General features: G+C 73.1%; 14 protein-coding genes and 1 pseudogene. 5 read left to right on the forward strand and 10 right to left on the reverse strand.

What is annotated here, in order from left to right; all coding sequences use genetic code 11:
- The 7 genes and pseudogenes from H505_RS51735 to H505_RS0118835 form a co-directional block, all read right to left on the reverse strand.
- A pseudogene (locus H505_RS51735) lies at nucleotides 1-174 on the reverse strand (IS5/IS1182 family transposase); the annotation flags it as partial.
- 133 nt (nucleotides 175-307) lie between these two features.
- Nucleotides 308-2,017, reverse strand: a complete 1,710-nt coding sequence (locus H505_RS0118810) for an alpha/beta hydrolase (RefSeq protein WP_026403228.1) — start codon at nucleotides 2,015-2,017, stop codon at nucleotides 308-310.
- A 2-nt stretch (nucleotides 2,018-2,019) separates the two neighbouring features.
- Complete coding sequence (locus H505_RS0118815; protein ID WP_157433053.1) at nucleotides 2,020-2,445, reverse strand: hypothetical protein; 426 nt, start codon at nucleotides 2,443-2,445, stop codon at nucleotides 2,020-2,022.
- A complete protein-coding gene (locus H505_RS42820; protein WP_051300864.1) occupies nucleotides 2,442-3,635 on the reverse strand; it encodes a S8 family serine peptidase in 1,194 nt (397 codons plus the stop codon). The genes H505_RS0118815 and H505_RS42820 overlap by 4 nt, the downstream gene beginning before the upstream one ends.
- A complete protein-coding gene (locus H505_RS0118825; RefSeq protein ID WP_034518627.1) occupies nucleotides 3,636-5,126 on the reverse strand; it encodes a hypothetical protein in 1,491 nt (496 codons plus the stop codon).
- Between the two features lie 2 nt (nucleotides 5,127-5,128).
- Nucleotides 5,129-5,524: a hypothetical protein gene (locus tag H505_RS0118830; protein WP_026403231.1), complete on the reverse strand. Its 396-nt coding sequence runs from the start codon at nucleotides 5,522-5,524 to the stop codon at nucleotides 5,129-5,131.
- Nucleotides 5,525-5,878: 354 nt separating this feature from the next.
- Nucleotides 5,879-6,460 (reverse strand): TetR/AcrR family transcriptional regulator, encoded by a 582-nt coding sequence (locus H505_RS0118835; protein WP_026403232.1) that lies wholly within the window; start codon nucleotides 6,458-6,460, stop codon nucleotides 5,879-5,881.
- Between the two features lie 148 nt (nucleotides 6,461-6,608).
- Here H505_RS0118835 and H505_RS0118840 point away from each other — a divergent pair, with 148 nt between their 5' ends.
- The 3 genes from H505_RS0118840 (at nucleotide 6,609) to H505_RS42825 (ending at nucleotide 11,133) form a co-directional block, all read left to right on the forward strand.
- Nucleotides 6,609-8,168, forward strand: a complete 1,560-nt coding sequence (locus tag H505_RS0118840) for an MDR family MFS transporter (protein ID WP_051300865.1) — start codon at nucleotides 6,609-6,611, stop codon at nucleotides 8,166-8,168.
- A 113-nt stretch (nucleotides 8,169-8,281) separates the two neighbouring features.
- Nucleotides 8,282-9,871: an AMP-binding protein gene (locus tag H505_RS0118845; RefSeq protein WP_084550492.1), complete on the forward strand. Its 1,590-nt coding sequence runs from the start codon at nucleotides 8,282-8,284 to the stop codon at nucleotides 9,869-9,871.
- Nucleotides 9,872-10,029: 158 nt separating this feature from the next.
- Nucleotides 10,030-11,133 carry a hypothetical protein gene (locus H505_RS42825; RefSeq protein ID WP_051300866.1) on the forward strand — a complete coding sequence of 368 codons (1,104 nt, stop codon included), beginning with the start codon at nucleotides 10,030-10,032 and terminating at the stop codon, nucleotides 11,131-11,133.
- On the opposite strand, the gene H505_RS42830 is transcribed toward H505_RS42825, so the two are convergent.
- Both H505_RS42830 and H505_RS42835 read right to left on the reverse strand, forming a co-directional pair.
- A complete protein-coding gene (locus H505_RS42830; RefSeq protein WP_051300867.1) occupies nucleotides 11,125-11,730 on the reverse strand; it encodes a DUF4232 domain-containing protein in 606 nt (201 codons plus the stop codon). The two genes, H505_RS42825 and H505_RS42830, sit on opposite strands and share 9 nt — an antisense overlap.
- A 96-nt stretch (nucleotides 11,731-11,826) precedes the next feature.
- The gene (locus H505_RS42835; RefSeq protein ID WP_051300868.1) at nucleotides 11,827-13,017 is read right to left on the reverse strand and encodes a serine hydrolase domain-containing protein; all 1,191 of its coding nucleotides are present in this window, start codon (nucleotides 13,015-13,017) and stop codon (nucleotides 11,827-11,829) included.
- 18 nt (nucleotides 13,018-13,035) lie between these two features.
- Here H505_RS42835 and H505_RS48550 point away from each other — a divergent pair, with 18 nt between their 5' ends.
- Together H505_RS48550 and H505_RS47815 are read left to right on the forward strand one after the other, a co-directional pair.
- The gene (locus tag H505_RS48550) at nucleotides 13,036-13,803 is read left to right on the forward strand and encodes a cupin-like domain-containing protein (RefSeq protein ID WP_211238510.1); all 768 of its coding nucleotides are present in this window, start codon (nucleotides 13,036-13,038) and stop codon (nucleotides 13,801-13,803) included.
- An 81-nt stretch (nucleotides 13,804-13,884) separates the two neighbouring features.
- A complete protein-coding gene (locus H505_RS47815) occupies nucleotides 13,885-17,454 on the forward strand; it encodes a WD40 repeat domain-containing serine/threonine protein kinase (RefSeq protein ID WP_051300869.1) in 3,570 nt (1,189 codons plus the stop codon).
- Between the two features lie 49 nt (nucleotides 17,455-17,503).
- Here the strand turns inward: H505_RS47815 and H505_RS47820 are convergent, their stop codons facing one another.
- Nucleotides 17,504-17,965 (reverse strand): hypothetical protein, encoded by a 462-nt coding sequence (locus H505_RS47820; protein ID WP_051300870.1) that lies wholly within the window; start codon nucleotides 17,963-17,965, stop codon nucleotides 17,504-17,506.
- Nucleotide 17,966 lies beyond the last annotated feature (1 nt).

The following is a 17,966-nucleotide window of genomic DNA, read 5'->3' on the forward strand; positions in this document are numbered from 1 at the left end:
GAGCTGCGCGAACGTTTCGCCCTTCTTCAAGTACGCCAGCGTCATCAGCGCCTGCATGCCCGCCGTCAGTGCCCGGCCCTTGCTGCCGGCCTGCTTGCGGTGGCGGCCGACGACCCCGGTCACGTACTGCAGCGTCTGACGCGACAACGGCAGCGAAGAACGGTAGAAAAGCATGTGAAGCCTCTGGTGGGATCGGGCGGGGGTGAGAGACCACCCGTCCTACCAGGGCTTCTTTACGTTCCAGGGCCCGCCACACCGCCCGCGATCATGATGTGATCACGCACCGTCGGACGCTGCTGGAAAAGGTTCACTGAGTCGGGTCATTGCCTGGGTCGTGGTCGTCGTAGGTTCCGGCGATGACTCGAGCCTGCTGGTCCAAACTCCTGCTGGAACCGCTGAAGGAGTAGACGTCCTCGTTCTTCTCGGGATCACGGTCGCGCCAGTACGAACTATGCCCCTCGCCGTCGGTCACCAGCCGCCGCCCCCCGAAATCCTCGTCGGAGGGGACGTTGGGGGTTCCGACCGCCGAAGCGATGCCGGGAATGTATCCGCCGCCTCCATGGCCATACCGCCCGACGCTCGGAACCGGATCGTTGTATGCCTCTTGGGCCCAGACATGACCGGCTTCGATACCCAGGGCGTCCGCATGGGCCACCCGCATACCCGGACTGCCCGCGACCACGATGTCGTCCACGGGAAGCCTGTCTTCGGGATGCCGGGCGGCCTCACCGATCACGGTGGAACCGTAACTGTGGCCCACGGCTGTCATGTGCGCACCGCCGTTGCCCGCTCCGGCCTGTGACTCGCGGAGGCCGTCGATGAAGCTGTTGAACTGCGGACCGCCCTCGTTGGCATAGTTTCCGAACGGCGAGTCCTTCTTGATGTCGTCCGGTGCGTCGTAGCCGAGCCAGGCGATCGTTGAGACAGGGCCGTCCGCGTACATGCGCGTTGCCTCGTAAAGGTTGTAGGCGCGATGCATGCTTCCGGTGAAGCGGTCCAGGTTCTCTGTGGTTCCCGGTACATAGGCGGCGCTGTGCACAGCGTGGTCCGGATTGCCGAACGCCACGATCGCGCGCCCGTCGGAGCCCTCTCCGTCACGGCTCTCGGCCTCGGCCGTGCGGGTTGAGTCGATGCCGAGAAGGTAGAGGTCGTGGCCCTTGTTCTCGTACGTCGTGAGCGCGATGTTCAGCTTCTCGAGCCGCTGGAGGTCGCGACGCTCGAACTCGCTGATGCCCCCGCCCTTCGCGTGCAGTTCCGCAAGACGGCTCTCCAGGCGGGTGCGGTTGGCCTCGTCGCGGTCTTCGGACGGTATGCCGTCGAGCCAGCCGATCTTGTCGGGGTAGGCGTTCATCATGAGGTGGCGCTGCTCTTCGGGGAGGCCGCGCCACCAGTCCGCGACTTCCTTGGGCGACGTGAGGTCGCGGGGCGGGATGCCGGCGGGGTCGAACCCGGCGAGTCCGGTCGCGACGCCCGCGTCCTTCCGGAGGCCCGCGAGCGGGTTCCTGCCGTCGAGCACGTCTGATCGGAGTGCACGGAGGGCGCCCGCGATCTCGTTGTCGGCGACGGTGGCCTTCTTGACGGCAGCGACGAACTTCCCCTGGATGTCCCGGGCGACTTTCTGTAGCTCTTGCCAGTCGGAGTAGCGTGCGGGAAGGGACTCGGGGAAGTCGATCGAGCCGTCGTGGCCGACCTTGAGGTACTGGCTCTCCGCCGAAACGATCGCGGATTTGAGGTCGTTCTGCGCGGCCCGGAACCTGCCTTGTGCGGTGTTGAGGACGCTCGCGACGGCCGACGCCTCGCCGGACGCCACGCGGATTCGTGTTCGTACCGGCAGCAGCGTCCGCATGGCGGCCTCGGCGTCCGCCCCCTGCCAGCGCGCGCCCCGGACCCCTTTGAGGAACTTGCCCTGGTACACGTCCTCGGCTTGTTCGAGGTGCTCGACCAGCTTCCGCCAGGCGCGCCAGGCCGAATCCAACTCGCCGATCTCGGCGTCCCGGAGTTGGGCGAACGAGACCACCGTCAGCGTGCCCCCGTCCGGATCCGGTTGATGCTCTCCTTCATCTCCTGTTCGGCCCACTGCGCGTTCGTGGCGCACCTCTCGACGGCGTCACCGAGAAACTCGATCTCGTCCGTCATGCGGGTGAGCGTTCGCAGCCATTCGGACGAGACCTGCCTCATGGCGTCCGCCGTCGCCCAGCCGCCTCCGAGGGCGCCGGCCGCCTGGTCGGTCTCGGGCGGAAACGCCTTGCCGCCCGCCCGGATGTGGGAGTTGACCTCCGGAGCGGTCCTCCCCGCGTTCCGCAGCGCGGTCGGGTCCATAGCCGCGACGCTGGAGCCGCCTCCGGCGTCGGTCGCCGGGGGTTTGTGGGGTGCTGGCGCGCCCTCCGTAGGAGGAGCCTGCGGCGGGGTCGGATTGAGCAGGCTGTTGATCCTGTTCTCGGTCACGCTCGTGAGTTCCTTCTACGGAGAATGAGGGCGAGAGACGCTCCGGCCAGAGTGATGAGCACCGCTATACCCGCCCCGATGAGGGCGAGGGGGCGCGAATCGAGCAGGGCGCCGCGCTTGTCGGTGGCGGTGGTGTGGGCGGCAGGAGGTGACGCGCCGGGCTGTTTCTGTAGTTCGTCCCACTCCGTGTACACGGGATTGGGAGCGTCCGCGGGCACGTCGGCGGTCAGCGCCTTGTGCGGGTTCACGACGCCGTAGCCGGTTCGGCCGTCCCAACCGGCCGGGCCGGCGTCCTTGGCGGTCGCGATGACGCGCTGCACCACCTGCCGCGCCGGCATTTCCGGGTGCTTCGAACGCACGAGTGCCACGGCGGCGGAGACGAGCGCGGTGGACGCACTCGTGCCACTGCTCCGGACGAGCCGGCCCCTCCGGTCGAGATTGGCGACGTCCACGCCCGGGGCCGCGACATCGACGGACTTCTGCGGGGTCGAGTCGGCCCAAGCCCGCAAGCGGTGGTCGACGGCTCCCACGGTGAGCACGCCCGGGCAGCCGCCGGGCATCGTCGGGATGTCGGAACGGCCGTCGTTGCCTGACGCGGCGACCACGACCACGTCATTCCGTACCGCGTGATCGACCGCGTGCTGGAAGCTGCTCGCACACTTACCGGGCCCGTAGGTGTTGACCTGCCCGGCGGACACATTGACCACCTCGGCCCCGTGGTCGACGGCCCAGCGGATACCGGTCGCGTATTCGTCGCCTTCCCTGGCGATGACCGGAAGCAGCTTCGCGCCCGGGGCGACCCCCACCATGCCGCTCGTGCCGCCTTGGGCGGCGATGAGTGAAGCCATCGCCGTGCCGTGGCCCCATCCGCCCTTGCCGTAGGCATCGGTGGCGGTGTCGACGTCTCGGCGGCCGTCCCGCCCTTGGCCGGTGGCATCGAACCCGGGGACCACGACGCCCTTGAACTCGGAGAGGTCGGCGTTCGTCCCCGAATCGACCACGGCGACGGTCACTCCTTCGCCCGTGGCGACGGGCCACACGGTCTCCTCGATGCGCCAGGTGGTGAACCACCATTCACTCTGGTGCGGTGTCGGTGTCGCCGCCTGCGCGGCCGGCAGCGGGGCGAGCGCCAGGCAGCCGGTGAGAAGACAGGCCGAAGCGAGGGCACTCCCGCGAGGCAGATGCGGCATTCACTCGCCCCGCAAGATCGGGGAGGCTTCGAGGCGCCCGGGCGGGCCTTGGACGCCTCGTCCTTCCGCTTTGCGGGCATCGACCTCGCCGTCGTTCTCCGAACCGCCGCATGCGCAACCGCATGCACAGGCCGTCGCCTGACCGTCCTGCGGCTCGACGGCGGCGGAGGGCGACGGCAGGTGGCCCAGGACATGCTCGGGGGTCGAGTCGGCGCTCCAGATCTCCGTCGACTCGTCCGCGAAGCCCGCGCCGCCCTCGGTGGCGTCGTCCGCGGACGAGGACGTGCCGATCACCGAGGCGACGGCGTCCTCCTCGGCCTTCCAGAGGTCCCGGTCCTCGGCGAGCCAGTATCGCCGGTCGCGCTCGTCCTCCCGACGTCCGGCGCCACCGGCACCCGGACCGCCCGCTGGGGAGAGCGGCATGCTCCGTGCGCTGGTGCGGCCGCCCCCGGCCGGTCCGCCGTTCGTGCTCGGGACGCTCGTGGGAGCGCCGCCGGGGGCACCACCACGGCCGGGCGAGATGCCCGCCCGTCCCCCGGCGGAGCCCGCGGGGCTGTTGAGCGGGCCCGGGCGCGGGCTCGGCGCGCCGAGCCCGCCGGCTGGGGCGCCGAACCCTGGAGGGGGAACGGGCCCGTTGGCAGGAGCGAACTGGCCTGGAGCGGCGGGGGCGAATTGCGCGGGCCGTCCACCGGCATTGCCGAACGCAGCCTGAGAATTGGCGGGCCCGCCCGTCTCCGCTCCGGCGAGCTCCGTGCGTCCGCTACCGAATGCGCCGCCCGGCGCGTCACGGGACCAGGCGGCCGGATGGACGCCGCCCGTTTCGGACCGCCCGGCTTCCGCGTGTGCGACCGCGGGACCGGCGAGTGGAGGTCTCTGCTCGCTGCCGACCGTGCCGGCCTCGTTCACGGCGGCGAATCCTCCGGTGGCGCCTCTGTCCGGTGGCACGACCGCGTTCCCACCGCGTGCGGTTCCGCTCGAAACGAGCCCCTCGGGAGTCCCGCGGTCCATGATCGCGGGCTCCGTGGTGACCGAGGCGGGGAGGCGTGTCCACGCTTCGGCGATCCGGGTGTTGAGGCGCTGCATGTACTCGCGGGCGTACTCGTCGTCGCCGTCGTCCTTGAACCACCCGCTCCCGGGCTTGTGGGCCACGTACCAGGGGAGGATCTCGCCGCCGTGCCAGTCGAGGGCCGTGCCGATCTGGCCGGTCGCGATGGCGAGGTTCTCCGCGCTGATTTGCAGCTTTCGGAGCATTCGCTGGGCGGTGGCGGCGGCCTCGTCCTCCCAAACTTCGGAGAGTGTTCTCGAGGCGCGGACGAGCAGGGCTTTGAAGCCCTCGATGTGCTGCGATGCGGCCTTGTAGGCGTCCCCGGCGGCCTTGACGGCGCCGGGATCGGTGGCATCGAGGAGGGCGCGGATCGCGTCGAGGTCGCCGTAGTCCGCCGGGTTCCCCGCAGGGGCCGCGCCGATCCTGATCGGGTAGTGGGCGCTCATGATCACTCCATCGGCTTCGCGGTCGCACGGGTCGGCGGGGCGCCGACCGGGGGATCGCTCATCTGACCGCCGACCGCGCGGATGTCGGCGACCATTCTCTCGTCGGCCCCTCGGTAGTTGTCGGCGACCTTTTCGAGGGCGTCCGCCATGGAAAGGATGCCGTCGAGGAGCTGCTGATAGGCGCGAGTGATCTGGGAGTTGCCGTGACCGACCGTTCTGCCCAGGGCTTGGGCGGCATCCCAGCCGCCGAAGGCGGACGCTGGGACGTTTCCTCGGGATGCAAGATCGGGCAGTGAGCCCGGGCCCGGGTGGGCCGCCAGCTCGCGCCGCATTTGGCGGGCTACGTCCCTGATCTGCGTGTGGTCGTATTTGGTCCCCCGGCCGGCGGGTGTCGTCACGCTTTGGTCCCCTCGTGAGCGTGTTGGACGACAAGGGCAAAAAACGACGGCCAGTATTTCGATGCGTCAGTTCGACGGTCAAGTCGAGGTCAGCGATGAGAAATTGGAACGGTCCTTTGTCTATAAGCTGGGGAAATGTAAGTTTCCTGCCGCGCCTTTGTCGGTGCCCTGGGCGGGGCCGGAACCGGTCAGGGGTGCGGAAACCTTCGAGTGCGAGTCAGGTTTCGTGCCGAGGTGGAGTGTCGCTCTCGCGGTGAAGGGAGTCGAGGGCGTCCCCGAGGTCGATCGCCCGTGGTGTCGCTCATGCGAGGAGCGATCACGTCTTCCGCGCGGAGGCGGGCCTGGGGAGAGGGGTCAGGTGAAGGTGCGGGCCATTTCGTCCAGGTGTTCGTCCACCACGGCGGCCAGGGGGCGTGGGGGGTTGGCGTCGGTCCAGGTCAGGGACGCGATGCGGAGGGTCGTCATGAAGGCGCCGGCGAGGATGCGGGCGCGGGGGCTGCCCGGGGGGAGGGCGTCGCGTTCGGCGATGAGGGACGACAGGGTGCGTTCGAAGTCGGCCCAGCGGGCGAGTTGGCGGGCGAGGACGGACGGGTGCGCGCGCGCCAGTCGGGCCTGTGCGGCCCACGCCGGGTCGGGTTCGCCGACCTCCTCCATGAGGGCGTGCAGGGAGCCGCGCAGTGCGGGCCAGGAGCGTTCGGCCGGGGGACGGGACTCGAAGATGCGCAGGAGCGACTGCATGCGCTCGCCGTCGCCGTAGAGGAGGGCGTCCTCCTTGGCGGCGAAGTAGTTGGAGAAGGTGCGGCGGGAGACGTTCGCGGCGTCGGCGATGGCCTCGACCGTGACGTTGTCGAGGCCGTGCTCGACGGTGAGGCGTATCGCGGCGCGGTGCAGGGCGCGCCGGGTGGCCTCCTTCTTGCGCTCGCGCAGGCTCTCCATGCCTCCAGGACCCTAGCGGTAGACGACCTTGCCCTCTGAGAAACTTTGCGCAGTGGGAATATATTCCGGCGCGGCGGCCTTGGAATCCCCGTTCCCACTACCTTTCCGGAGGCGTTCCTTGAGTGTGCGTGCCCCCTCGCCGCCGCCGATGACGCGGCGGCAGATCCTGGAGGCGCTCAGCGGTCTGCTGCTGGTGCTGTTCGTCGCGATGCTCAGCTCCACGGTCGTGTCCACGGCGCTGCCGCAGATCATCGGCGCCCTGAAGGGCACCCAGTCGCAGTACACGTGGGTGGTCACGGCGACGCTGCTGGTGTCGACGGCCAGCACCCCGATCTGGGGGAAGCTCGCCGACCTCTACAGCAAGAAGCTGCTGCTCCAGATCGCGATCGTGATCTTCATCGTGGCGTCGCTGGCGTCCGGGTTCGCGCAGAACACCGAGCAGCTCATCGCGGCGCGGGCGGTGCAGGGCCTCGGCATGGGCGCCCTGCAGATCCTCGTGCAGATCATCATGGCCGCGATGATCAGCCCGCGGGACCGGGGCCGGTACTACGGCTACCTCGGCGCGGTGATGGCGGTCGCGACGGTCGGCGGCCCGCTGCTCGGCGGCCTGATCGTCGACACGTCGTGGCTGGGCTGGCGCTGGTGCTTCTTCATCGGCGTGCCGTTCTCGGCGGTCGCGCTGCTGATGCTGCAGAAGACGCTGAAGCTGCCGGTGCTCCGGCGGGACGACGTCAAGATCGACTACTGGGGCGCGATGCTCATCGCCGGCGGCGTGAGCGTCCTGCTGATCTGGGTGACGTTCGTCGGCAACGACTTCGCGTGGCTGTCCTGGCAGACCGCGGCGATGGTGGCCGGCGGGCTGGTGCTGCTGGCCGCGGCGGTGGCGGTCGAGGCGCGGGGGCGCGAGCCGATCGTGCCGCTGAAGATCGTGGCGCAGCGCAACACCGCGCTGGCGATCATCGCGAGCCTGGCGGTGGGCATGGCCATGTTCGGCGGGGCCGTCTTCCTGGGGCAGTACTTCCAGATCGGCCGCGGGTTCAGCCCGACGAAGGCCGGGCTGCTGACGTTCCCGATGATGCTGGGCGTCCTCGGATCGTCCACGGTCGCGGGGCGGCTGGCGACCAAGACCGGGACGGTCAAGCGGTACATCGTCATCGGATCGGTGGTGCTGACGGCCGGGTTCGCGATGCTGTCGGTCATCGACCACGAGACGTCGCTGGTCTACCTGGGCGTCGGGATGTTCCTCATCGGCGTGGGCGTCGGCATGACGATGCAGAACCTGGTGCTGGTCGTGCAGAACTCGGTGCGGCTGAACGAGATCGGCGCGGCGAGCGGGACGGTGACGTTCTTCCGGTCGCTCGGCGGGACGATCGGGGTCTCGGTGCTCGGGGCCGTGCTGGCGAGCAAGGTCGCGGATCACATCGCCGAGGGGCTCGCGAAGCTGGGCGTCCCGGCGTCGCAGCGCGGCGGCGCGGGCGGCGACCTGGACGTGGCCGCGCTGCCGGAGCCGATCCGCGAGGTGGTGCGGGCCGCGTACGGGGACGCGACCGGGCACATCTTCCTGATCTCCGCGGCCATCGCGGTCGTCGGGATCGCCGCGGCGGCGGCGCTGCAGCCGGTGCGGCTGCGCGACAGCCTCGACCTGCCCGAGCCGGACGCGCCGGAGGACGCGGAGGCCGGCGTCCCGGCGAAGCTCGGCGGGGCCTGAACTTGTCAGCCGACTGACAACGGCGGTTCCGAAAGGCTGGGCTGAAGGAGAAGAAACCCCCAACTCCCCATCCGTACGGTCGGAAATCCGGAACGACCAGGGTGGGGAGAGCGATGAGCGGATCGGAGATCGGGCGCCGCACGGCGTCGGTCGCGCGGACGGGCGGGATGTTCGCCCGGAGCGGGCTGTGGCGCCCGGGTCCGCCGCTGCGGGTCGCGCGCCAGCTCGGCGCCCTGCGCAAGTGGGGCACCGTGCTGGGCGGGACGGTCGCGTCGGCCGCGGCCCGCGACCCGGACCGGGTCGCGGTCATCGACCACCTGGGCGAGCTGACCTACGGGGAGCTCGACGCGCGCACCGACCGGCTGGCCGCGCAGGTGCGGGGGAAGGTGGTCGCGGTGCTGTGCCGCAACCACCGGGGGATGATCGAGGCGCTGGCCGCGTGCGGCAAGGCGGGCGCCGACCTGGTGCTGATGAACACGGGGATGAGCGTCGAGCAGCTCGTCCTGGTCGTGGAGGAGCAGCAGGTCGGCGTGGTGATCGCCGACGAGGAGTTCGGCGGGTTCCTGGAGGCGCTGCCGGACGGCGTCCGCACCCTCACCGACGCGGAGCTGGAGGCGCTCGTCGCGGACGACGCCGGGGCGACGGTCGAGCCGCCCGCCAAGACGGGACGGACGATCGTCCTCAGCTCGGGCACCACCGGGCGCCCGAAGGGGGCCGACCGCAAGTCGCGGCCGGGGCTGTCGCCGCTGACGTCGATCCTGTCGCGCATCCCGTACCGGGTGCACGAGCGGATGCTCATCGAGGCGCCGCTGTTCCACACCTGGGGCTACGCGATGCTGCAGGTCGCGATCTCGCTGCGCGCGACGATCGTCCTGCGGCCCCGGTTCGACCCGGCGGAGACGCTGCGGACGATCGCGGAGACGGAGGCGACCGCGCTGGTGGCGGTGCCGGTGATGCTCCAGCGGGTCCTGGACGTCCCGGACCGGCCGGCGGTGCCGTCGCTGCGGATCGCGGCGGTGAGCGGGTCGGCGCTGCCCGCGACGCTGGCGACGGCGTTCATGGACGAGTTCGGCGACGTCCTGTACAACCTGTACGGGTCGACGGAGGCGTCGTGGGTGACGATCGCGACGCCCGCGGACCTGCGGGCCGCCCCGGACACCGCGGGCACCCCGCCGCCCGGCACCCGCGTCGCGATCCTGGACGAGTCGGGCGAGCGGGTCCCGGCGGGGACGGTCGGGCGGATCTTCGCGGCGAACGAGCTGCTGTTCGCGGGGTACACGAGCGGCGCCGCGAAGGAGATGCGCGACGGGATGATCGGGCTCGGGGACGTCGGCCGGATCGACGAGCACGGGCGGCTGTTCGTGCACGGGCGCGACGACGACATGATCGTCTCCGGTGGGGAGAACGTCTTCCCGGGGGCGATCGAGGAGGTCATCGAGGGCCTGCCGGACGTGCGGGAGGTCGCGGTCACCGGGGTGCCGGACGAGGAGTTCGGGCAGCGCGCGGCGGCGTTCGTCGTCCTGCGGGACGGCGCGTCGCCCGACGCCGACGCCGTGCGGGCGCACGTCCGCGACCACCTCGCCCGGTTCGCCGTCCCGCGGGACGTGCACTTCGTGGCCGAGCTGCCGCGGAACGCGACGGGGAAGGTCGTCCGGCGGCGGCTGTCCGCGGAATCCGAAGGCGATTCGCGAACTGTCACCTAGACGCACAAAAGCGCGGGGATCTCCGTGTCCGGCGGCGCATCGCCGCCGGGTCGCGCCATGTCACCATCCGATGAAGAACGGTTGTCCCACCGGTTAACCGGGAGGTCGGACGCCCCCGGCGTCCGGACCCACGGGAGCCGCGCCTTCGGAGGTGCGCCATGCACGCGGTCGTCCTCGCCTGCGCCGCGCAGGCGGTCTACATCGTCGCCTTCGTCATGTTCAAGACGGCCGTCGGACGGATCGCCCCGATCGGCGGCCGGCATCCGCTGCGCGCCGGGGCGGAGCTGCTGCGCCCCCGCTGGCTCGCGGCGGTCGCGCTGCTGATCGGCGGGTTCGCGATCTCCGCGGCGGCGCTGGTGACGCTGCCGGTGGTCGCCGCGCTGCCCGCCTACGGCCTCAGCCTGGTGCTGCTGCTGGTCGTCGGGATGAGCGGGTTCGGGGAGCGGCCGACGTCGCGCGAGTGGCTCGCCGCGGGCGTCACCGTCGCGGCGATGGCGACGGCCGCGCTGTCGCTGCTGGCCGGGGACGGCGGGTCGCTCGCCGGCGCGCTGCACCGGACCGGCGGCGCGGACCCGGCGGGCGCGCTGCCGCTGTGGAAGGCCGGGCTGGTGTTCGTGCCGTCGCTGGCGGTGCCGATCTGGATGTTCAGCGTCCGCGACCGTCCCGTCGCGGGCCGGCACGCGCGCCCCCTCACCGGCATCGCGTACGGGGTCGGCGCGGGCGTCCTGCTCGGCGCGACGGAGGCGTTCGGGCTCGGGACGGCGATGCTGCTGGCGGACGGCGCCGGGTTCGGCGTCCTCGCGACCCCGCACCCGTACCTGTTCCTGCTGGCGGGCGTGCTCGGCCTCGGGCTCGTGTCGATCGGGCTCCAGCGGTGCCGCCTCACGATCATCGTCACGGTCGTCACGGTGACGGCGAAGACCCACCTGCTGCTGTCGGCGACGCTGCTGTTCGGCGAGCCGTGGCCGCGCGAGGCGGCGCCGTTCGGGCTGCGGGTCGCGGGCGTGCTGCTGGCCGTGCTGGCGCTGCTCGCCTTCCCGCGCCACGAGCGCCGCCGGGCCGCCGCCGCGGCGGGCACCGCGGCAGGCACCGCGGCGGGGCCGCCGCGGGCCATCCGCCCGGGGCCGCCCGTCCCGCAGAGCCCGCCGCCCGCCGGGTGGCCCCTGCGGCCCGCGCCGCCCGTGCCGCCGGGCGTCCGTCCGGTGGGGGTGCGGCCGGACGGGCAGTGGACGGTCCCGCCCGCCCGGCGGGCGTCACGGTAGCGACCAGGCGGTCACTTCGAGGCGGCCGGTCGTGCCGAGGTCGAGCCCGCCCGGCACCCGCAGGGCCGCCGGGCGGAGCCCGCGGCCCGGCCCGACCTCGAGGAACACGCCGTCGACGGTCGTCCCGTGGGTCACCGTGTTCCGCCACACCACGACCGCCGACGCGGACCCGCCGGGCCGCACGGTGATCGCCTTCGGGCCCGGGTCGGGCACGGTCGCCGTGCCCTCGACGACCCGCACCTCGAACGGCTCGCGGGCCCCGTCGAGGACGCGCAGCGCCGGGTAGCCGTCCAGCCGGAAGGGCGCGTCGCCGCAGTTCACGAGCGTCACCCGCATCCCGCGCAGCCCCATCGCCGCGTCCGGTTCGAGGGCCTCCAGCCGGGTGCCGTCCGGGGAGCACGCCGTCCGCGCGCTCCGCGGGCCCCGCGGCGTGGGGACGGGCGGGACGGGCGGCGTCCGCGAGCCCGGCGGCGGCGACGAGCCCCGCTCGGGGACCGGCGCGGCGCCGGCGGCCGACGGGGTGTGGACCTCGGAGCCGCAGCCGGCGGCGAGCGGACCGAGCACGGCGAGCGCGGCGCCGAGCACCGCCGCCCGCACGAAAAATCGGGAGGAATGGGGCACGATGTCGATCCTCCCAGACCGACGCCCCGGACGACCGCCGCACGCGGGCGGTCGTCCGGGGCCGGACGGGCGTCAGGAGCAGAACGCGGCGTCGGCGGCCTTCGCGAGGTCGGCGCGGAACTCCTTGTCCTCCTCCAGCGCCGACTCGTTGTAGGTGATCACGGCCTGGCGCTTGCCGTCGGCGCTGGTGTAGGTCCAGGTGCGGTAGCCGGGGAAGCCGCCGTCGTGCCCCCACGCGTACCCGCAGGAGAACGCGATCCGCGCGACGCCGAGGCCGTAGTCCTCGACGATCCCGCCGTCGTTGACGGGCCGGACGGTCGTCAGCTCCCGCATCTGCCGCCGCGGCAGCAGCCGCCCGGTGAACAGGGCCCGGTGGAAGCGCGCGACGTCGTCCACCGTGGAGACGATGCCGCCGGACGCGCGGGCGCTCGACGGGCTCACCAGCGTGCTGACGTCGCCGAAGTCGTAGTAGTAGCCGTGGACGTACGGGCCGGGGAACGCGGTGCTCGTCTCCGGGTAGGACGTGCGGCGCAGCCCCAGCGGCCAGAAGATGCGCTTCTTGTACTCGTGCCCCACGGAATTCCCCGTCGCCCGCTCGATGATCATCCCGGCGAGGACGTAGTTGGTGTTCGCGTAGTTCCAGTCGGTGCCGGGCGCGTGGTGCGGCGGGGTCTCCATCGCGATCCCGACGAGCTCCTCGGGCGTCCAGGAGCGTCCGGGCTCGGCGAAGATCCGCGGATCGGACGTGTAGTCGTGCAGGCCGCTGGTCTGCGCGAGGAGCTGCCGCACGGTGATCTTCGAGCCGTCGTTGCCGTTGCCCCGGACCAGGCCCGGCAGCCACTTCTCCACCGTGTCGTCGAGCGACAGCCGCCGCTCGGCGGCGAGCTGGAGCACGACCGTCGAGGTGAACGACTTGGTGACGCTCGCGATGCGGAACAGCAGCCGGTGGTCCATGGGGCGCCCGGTGGCCTTGTCGGCGACGCCGGCGGTGGCGTGGTGCACCCGTCCGCCGCGCCGGGTCATGATGATCGCGCCGGGCGCCCCGTCCGCGACGAGCCGGTCCGCCCACGCCTCGACCGTCCGCTCGTGCTTCCCGGGACGGCCGTGCCCCCCGTGCCCGCCGTGGCGGTCGTGGGGCCCGGCCTGGGCGGCGGGGACGGCCACGGCGGTGACGGCGGTCGCGGCGGCGGCCGTCGCGAGGACGGCGCGGACGGCGGCGCGGCGCGCGGCGGGACGGCGGGTTCGGGTGCGGATGCGCGGCATGCGGACCTCCAGGGTGCGGTGCGGTTCGGCAAGATCGACTCTTCCGGCCCGCACCCCCTCCCGCACTGGGCCCAACCCCCGGCCGGGGGGTGTACCTGGCGACACCCCCGGGCCGAGAATCGCCTCCGGACGCCCCCGTCGCGAAGGAGAAGACCGTGGCCCCTCCCATCGAGCAGTGGCGCCGCTGGATCGCCGAGAACGTGCTGCTCGGCAGCGCGCCGGAGGCGATCCGCGCGGTGCTGGTGCAGAACGGCTTCGACGCGGCGGAAGCCGGCCGCGAGGTGGACGCGGCGCTGGAGAGCCCGTACGTGCAGGGCGGCTCGCGCGTCGCGAACCGGCTCCGCAAGCGCGAATGGGCGCTCACCGTCTACGGGCGCCTCGCCCGGATGCGGGCGGGCAGCGGCGTGGTCGAACGGCGCGAGCCTCTGGCTCGGCCCCGCCGGCACGAAGACGCCGTACCACCACGACCTGACGAACAACTTCATGGCGCAGGTCATCGGGCGCAAGCACGTCAAACTGGTGCCGATGCACGACACCGCGTACATCTACAACACCGTCCATTGCTATTCCGACGTGGACGGGAGCGACGTGGACGACGCGCGGTTCCCCAAGATGCGGGACGCCCAGGTGCACGAGTGCACGCTCGCGCCGGGCGAACTGCTGTTCATACCGATCGGCTGGTGGCATTACGTCGAGGGCCTTGACACCACCGCAACGATGAGTTTCACGAACTTCCGCCGCGACAACGACTTCGCTGAAAACTACACCACCTACCAGCACCTTTGATGAATCCCCGCGCCGAAGGTCAACTTTCCCGGACCGATCGACGTCATAAAACGGACAGCCGGGCGAGGGGCGGGAGCACACGTGGCCGGACGGCGCGCGACGCCGCGGGGAGCGCCGCTCCTCGCCGAGGACCCGCGGCGGATCGGGGACTACTGGCTGGCGGGCCGGCTCGGCGCGGGCGGCCAGGGCGTCGTGTACGAGGCGTACGACGAGTCCGGCGGGCGGGTCGCGCTCAAGGCGTTCCACGAGCGGGTCTCCGGGAGCCCGGAACTGCGCGCGCAGGCGGGCCGGGAGGTCGCCGCGGCCCGCCGCGCCGCGTCGTTCTGCACGGCCCGCATCGTCGCCGCGGACCTGGACGGCCCGCGCCCGTACATCGTCAGCGAGTTCATCGAGGGCCCCAGCCTGCGCGAGGTCGTCCGGGAGAGCGGCACGTACGGCGGGGACGAGCTGCTGTGGCTGGCGACCGGCGTCGCCACGGCGCTGACCGCCATCCACCAGTCCGGCGTCGTCCACCGCGACCTCAAACCGGGCAACGTGCTGATCGGCCCGGAGGGGCCCCGGCTCATCGACTTCGGGATCGCGCGCACGGACGACATGACGCTCACCGCGACCGAGGGCGTCATCGGCACCCCCGGCTACACCGCCCCCGAGGTCCTGCGCGGCGAGCGCGCCACCCCCGCCGCCGACGTGTTCGCCTGGGGCGTCGCCGTCGTCTTCGCCGCGACCGGCCGGTCCCCGTTCGGCGCGCCGGACTTCCCCGCCTCGCTGCGGCGGATCCTCGCGGACGACCTCGACCTGGGCGGCCTCGGCGAGCCGCTCCGCGCGCTCGTCCGGCGGGCGCTGTCGGTCGCACCGGACGACCGGCCGACCGCCCCGGAACTGCTGCTCGCCCTGACCGGCGGCGCCGACGCGGCGGCGATGCTGGGCGAGGGCAGCCGGATCGCCGCGGCCGTCCGGCCGCCGGAGTCGCACGCGCCGGACCCGTCCCTGCACGACCGCGCCGAACGCGCGTGCCTCGACGTCGCCGAGGACGACCGTCCGCTCGTCCCGCTGCTGCTGCTCGGCCTCGTCGGCGCCGACGGCGAGCCGCGCCCGGTCCCGCGCGCGGAGCTGCGCGCGGCGGGACCGCCCGGCTCCGCCGCCGCGCTCGACCGGATCCTCGGGGTCTTCACCGCGGCCGGGCTGATCGCGATCGACGGGGAGGAGTGCTCCCTCGCGACGCCCGCCCTCCCGCACACCTGGCCCCGCCTGCGCGGCTGGATCGCCGACGACCGCGAGGGACTGCGCGTCCGCGACGAGCTGGCCCGCGGAGCGCGCCTCTGGGACGAGCACGGCCGCAAGCCCGGCGACCTGCTGCAGGGCACCGCGCTCGCCTCGACCGCGCGGTTCGCCACCACGCAGCGGACCCGGGTCGGGCTCGGCGGGCGGGCGCAGGACTTCCTCGCCGCGAGCCGGGCGCGGGAGCGGCGGCGGGCGCACGCGCGCCGCGCCGCCGCCGCCGCGACGGCCGTGTTCCTCGTGCTGTCGCTGATCGCCGTCGGCGTCATCGAGAACCAGCGCCGCGCCATCGAACGCCAGCGCAACGCGGCGTGGGCGCGGTCCGTCGCGGCGCGCGCGGACGCCGTCCGCACGGACGACCCGCGCGCCGCGATGCTGCTGAGCGCGGCGGCCTGGCGCCTCGCGGAGATCAACGACGCGCGCGGGCCGGTTCTGGCGGCCCGGTTCCAGCAGGACGTGGCGGTGCGGGAGCTTCCCGCTCCGGGCGTCCGCACCAGGGCCCTGCTCCTCGGCGCCGACGGTCAGAGGATCCTGCACCACGACTACAGCGACGCCGGCTTCGCCGAGTTCCTGGACGTCCCGTCGCTGCGGAAGCACCGCATCGACCTCACCGGGGCGCCCGACGAGCACGGCCTGGTGGCCGCGAGCCCGGACGGCGGCCTCGCCGTCATCTGGACCGGTGCGAGCACGACGCTCTGGGACCTGGAGAAAGGACGCGCGGCGGGCGAGCCCGTCCCCGCGCTGATCCACCGGTTGCCCACCCGCGGGATCGGCGTGAGCAAGGCCCTGGAGGGTCCCGACCCGGTGCGCCTGTGGGACCTGCGGGCCGGGGAGCCGGTGCCCGGCCCGCCGGGCGGGCTGCAAGCCGGGGTCAGCGCCGACGGCCGCCGCGCGGCGATCGTCACCGACGCGACCCACGTCGAGGTCTGGGACCTGCCGGAACGCCGCCGGCTGAGCACCATCGAGATCTTCGAACCGCTCCTGGAAGGCGAGCCGGGGGAGGAGTTCGTGGCGCCCGCGTTCACCAGGGACGGCCGGACGGTCGCCCTCGCCTACGGTCAGGGCGAGGTGGGCCTCTGGGACGCCGCCACGGGCCGGGAGCACATGCACATGACGGACGGGCGCATCACCGGGACGCTCGGCGGCGTCGTCTCGCTCGCGTTCAACGCCGATGGCCGGTTCCTCCTCGGCAACAGCCCCGCGGACGGCGTGCGCATGTGGCGGACGGACGGGATGGTGGAGACGTTCGCCCGCGACGCGAAGGCGGGGCAGGCCGCGTTCGGGCCGGGCGACCGCACGCTCGTCGTCGTGGACGGTGACGCGCAGGGATCCTGGCTGCGGGTGTTCGACGTGTCCCGGCACACCCGGCCGGAGGCGGTGCTGACGTACCCCGCGGCCTCGGAGGACGACCACCGAGGCGCGTTCAGCCCGGACGGGCGCCTGTTCGCCCGGCGCGACAGGTCGTCCGTCCGCACCTGGAACCTCGACACCGGCCGGCCGGTCGGCCCGCCCGTCCCGAACGAGGTCACGGGGGTCGAGCCGGACCTGCTCGTCCGGTTCACCCCGGACGGGCGCACCGTGGTCGACAGCCACCTGCCGAGCGGCCTGCGGTTCCTGGATCCGGAGACGGGGCGGGCGACCCGGACGCTGGGGCCCGCCTACACCGGCGAGGGGCCGTCGCCGAGCAGCAGCGTGTCGTTCGGCCGCGACGGCGAGCGCGTCGCCTACACGGTCGACGGCGGGCGGACCACCCTGATCCGGGAGCTGCCCAGCGGGCGCCTGCTGCTCCGATCCCCCGCCGAAGGCGACTGGGGGATGGCGCTCATGCGGCCCGACGGCGAGGCGATCATCGTCCAGACGTCCGAGGACGTCCACCTCGTGACCGTGCCGGACGGGAAGCGCCGCGACCTCTTCGAGAGCCCCTGGGGCGGCGTCTCCGCGCAGAGCCCGGACGGCCGCCTGCTCGCCTACCACGGCCCCGCGGCGGTACGGCTGTTCGACATGGAGAGCGGGCGGATGCTGGAGCCCGGCTTCCCCCTGGACGACCAGGGCATCGTGCTGATGTCCTTCACCCCGGACGGCCGGTTCCTCGTCACGGGCGACTCCAAGGGGCGCGTGCGCCTGTGGGACGTAGAGACCCGCCGTCCGCTGACCGGCTTGATCCCGCTCCACAACGGCCCGCTGCTCGACCTGGCGTTCCGCGACGGCGGCGCGCGCCTGCTCACCGCCGGGACGGACGGCACGGTGCGGGAGACCTCGCTCGACCCGGCGGACGCCGTGCGGGAGATCTGCGACCGGGCCGGCGGCGACCTCACCGAGGCCGAGTGGCGCCGCTACGTCCCCGACGTCCCCTACCGGACGGTCTGCGGCTGAGCCCCGCGCGCGGTCGGCGTCGCCCGCGGGGCGCGTCGGGCGCGGGGCGTCAGCCGCGCGGGGCGGCGGACGCCATGACCTGCATGCAGACGGCCATCGCGCGCTGCATGTCGCCGGACGGCGTCGCGGGCGGCTGCCACTGCCGGATGTCGGCGGGGATGTCGACGCCCTTGTCGCGCATGCACTTGGTGAAGGCGTTCACGGCGGCCGGGGGTGGCCCGGTGGGGGCGCCGTTCGCGGTCCCGCCGCCGCCGGAGCCGCCCGCGCCGCCCGCGCCCCCGGAGCCGTTCGCGCCGCCGGAACCGGCGCCGCCGCCCTGGCCCGCGCCCGTCCCGCCCTGGCCGCCGCCCGCGCCGCCGTCGCCGCCGGGCTGCCCGGCCCCCGGCCCGGACGGCGCCCCGGCCGCGGGGGTCTGCGCGGACGACCCGCCGCCGGAGTCGTCCTCCCCGCCGCACCCCGTGAGGGCGAGCGCGGGGACCAGCAGCAGGGCCGCGAGATGACGTCGGTTCACG

This window comes from Actinomadura rifamycini DSM 43936 (assembly GCF_000425065.1).
Taxonomy (GTDB): Bacteria; Actinomycetota; Actinomycetes; order Streptosporangiales; family Streptosporangiaceae; genus Spirillospora; species Spirillospora rifamycini.

Coding starts and splice junctions, on each gene's coding strand:
- H505_RS0118845 (WP_084550492.1), top strand. CDS start 8,282: ATGAGCGGATCGGAGATCGGGCGCCGCACGGCGTCGGTCGCGCGGACG.
- H505_RS0118825 (WP_034518627.1), bottom strand. CDS start 5,126: ATGAGCGCCCACTACCCGATCAGGATCGGCGCGGCCCCTGCGGGGAAC.
- H505_RS0118840 (WP_051300865.1), top strand. CDS start 6,609: ATGACGCGGCGGCAGATCCTGGAGGCGCTCAGCGGTCTGCTGCTGGTG.
- H505_RS42835 (WP_051300868.1), bottom strand. CDS start 13,017: ATGCCGCGCATCCGCACCCGAACCCGCCGTCCCGCCGCGCGCCGCGCC.
- H505_RS42825 (WP_051300866.1), top strand. CDS start 10,030: ATGCACGCGGTCGTCCTCGCCTGCGCCGCGCAGGCGGTCTACATCGTC.
- H505_RS42820 (WP_051300864.1), bottom strand. CDS start 3,635: ATGCCGCATCTGCCTCGCGGGAGTGCCCTCGCTTCGGCCTGTCTTCTC.
- H505_RS0118835 (WP_026403232.1), bottom strand. CDS start 6,460: ATGGAGAGCCTGCGCGAGCGCAAGAAGGAGGCCACCCGGCGCGCCCTG.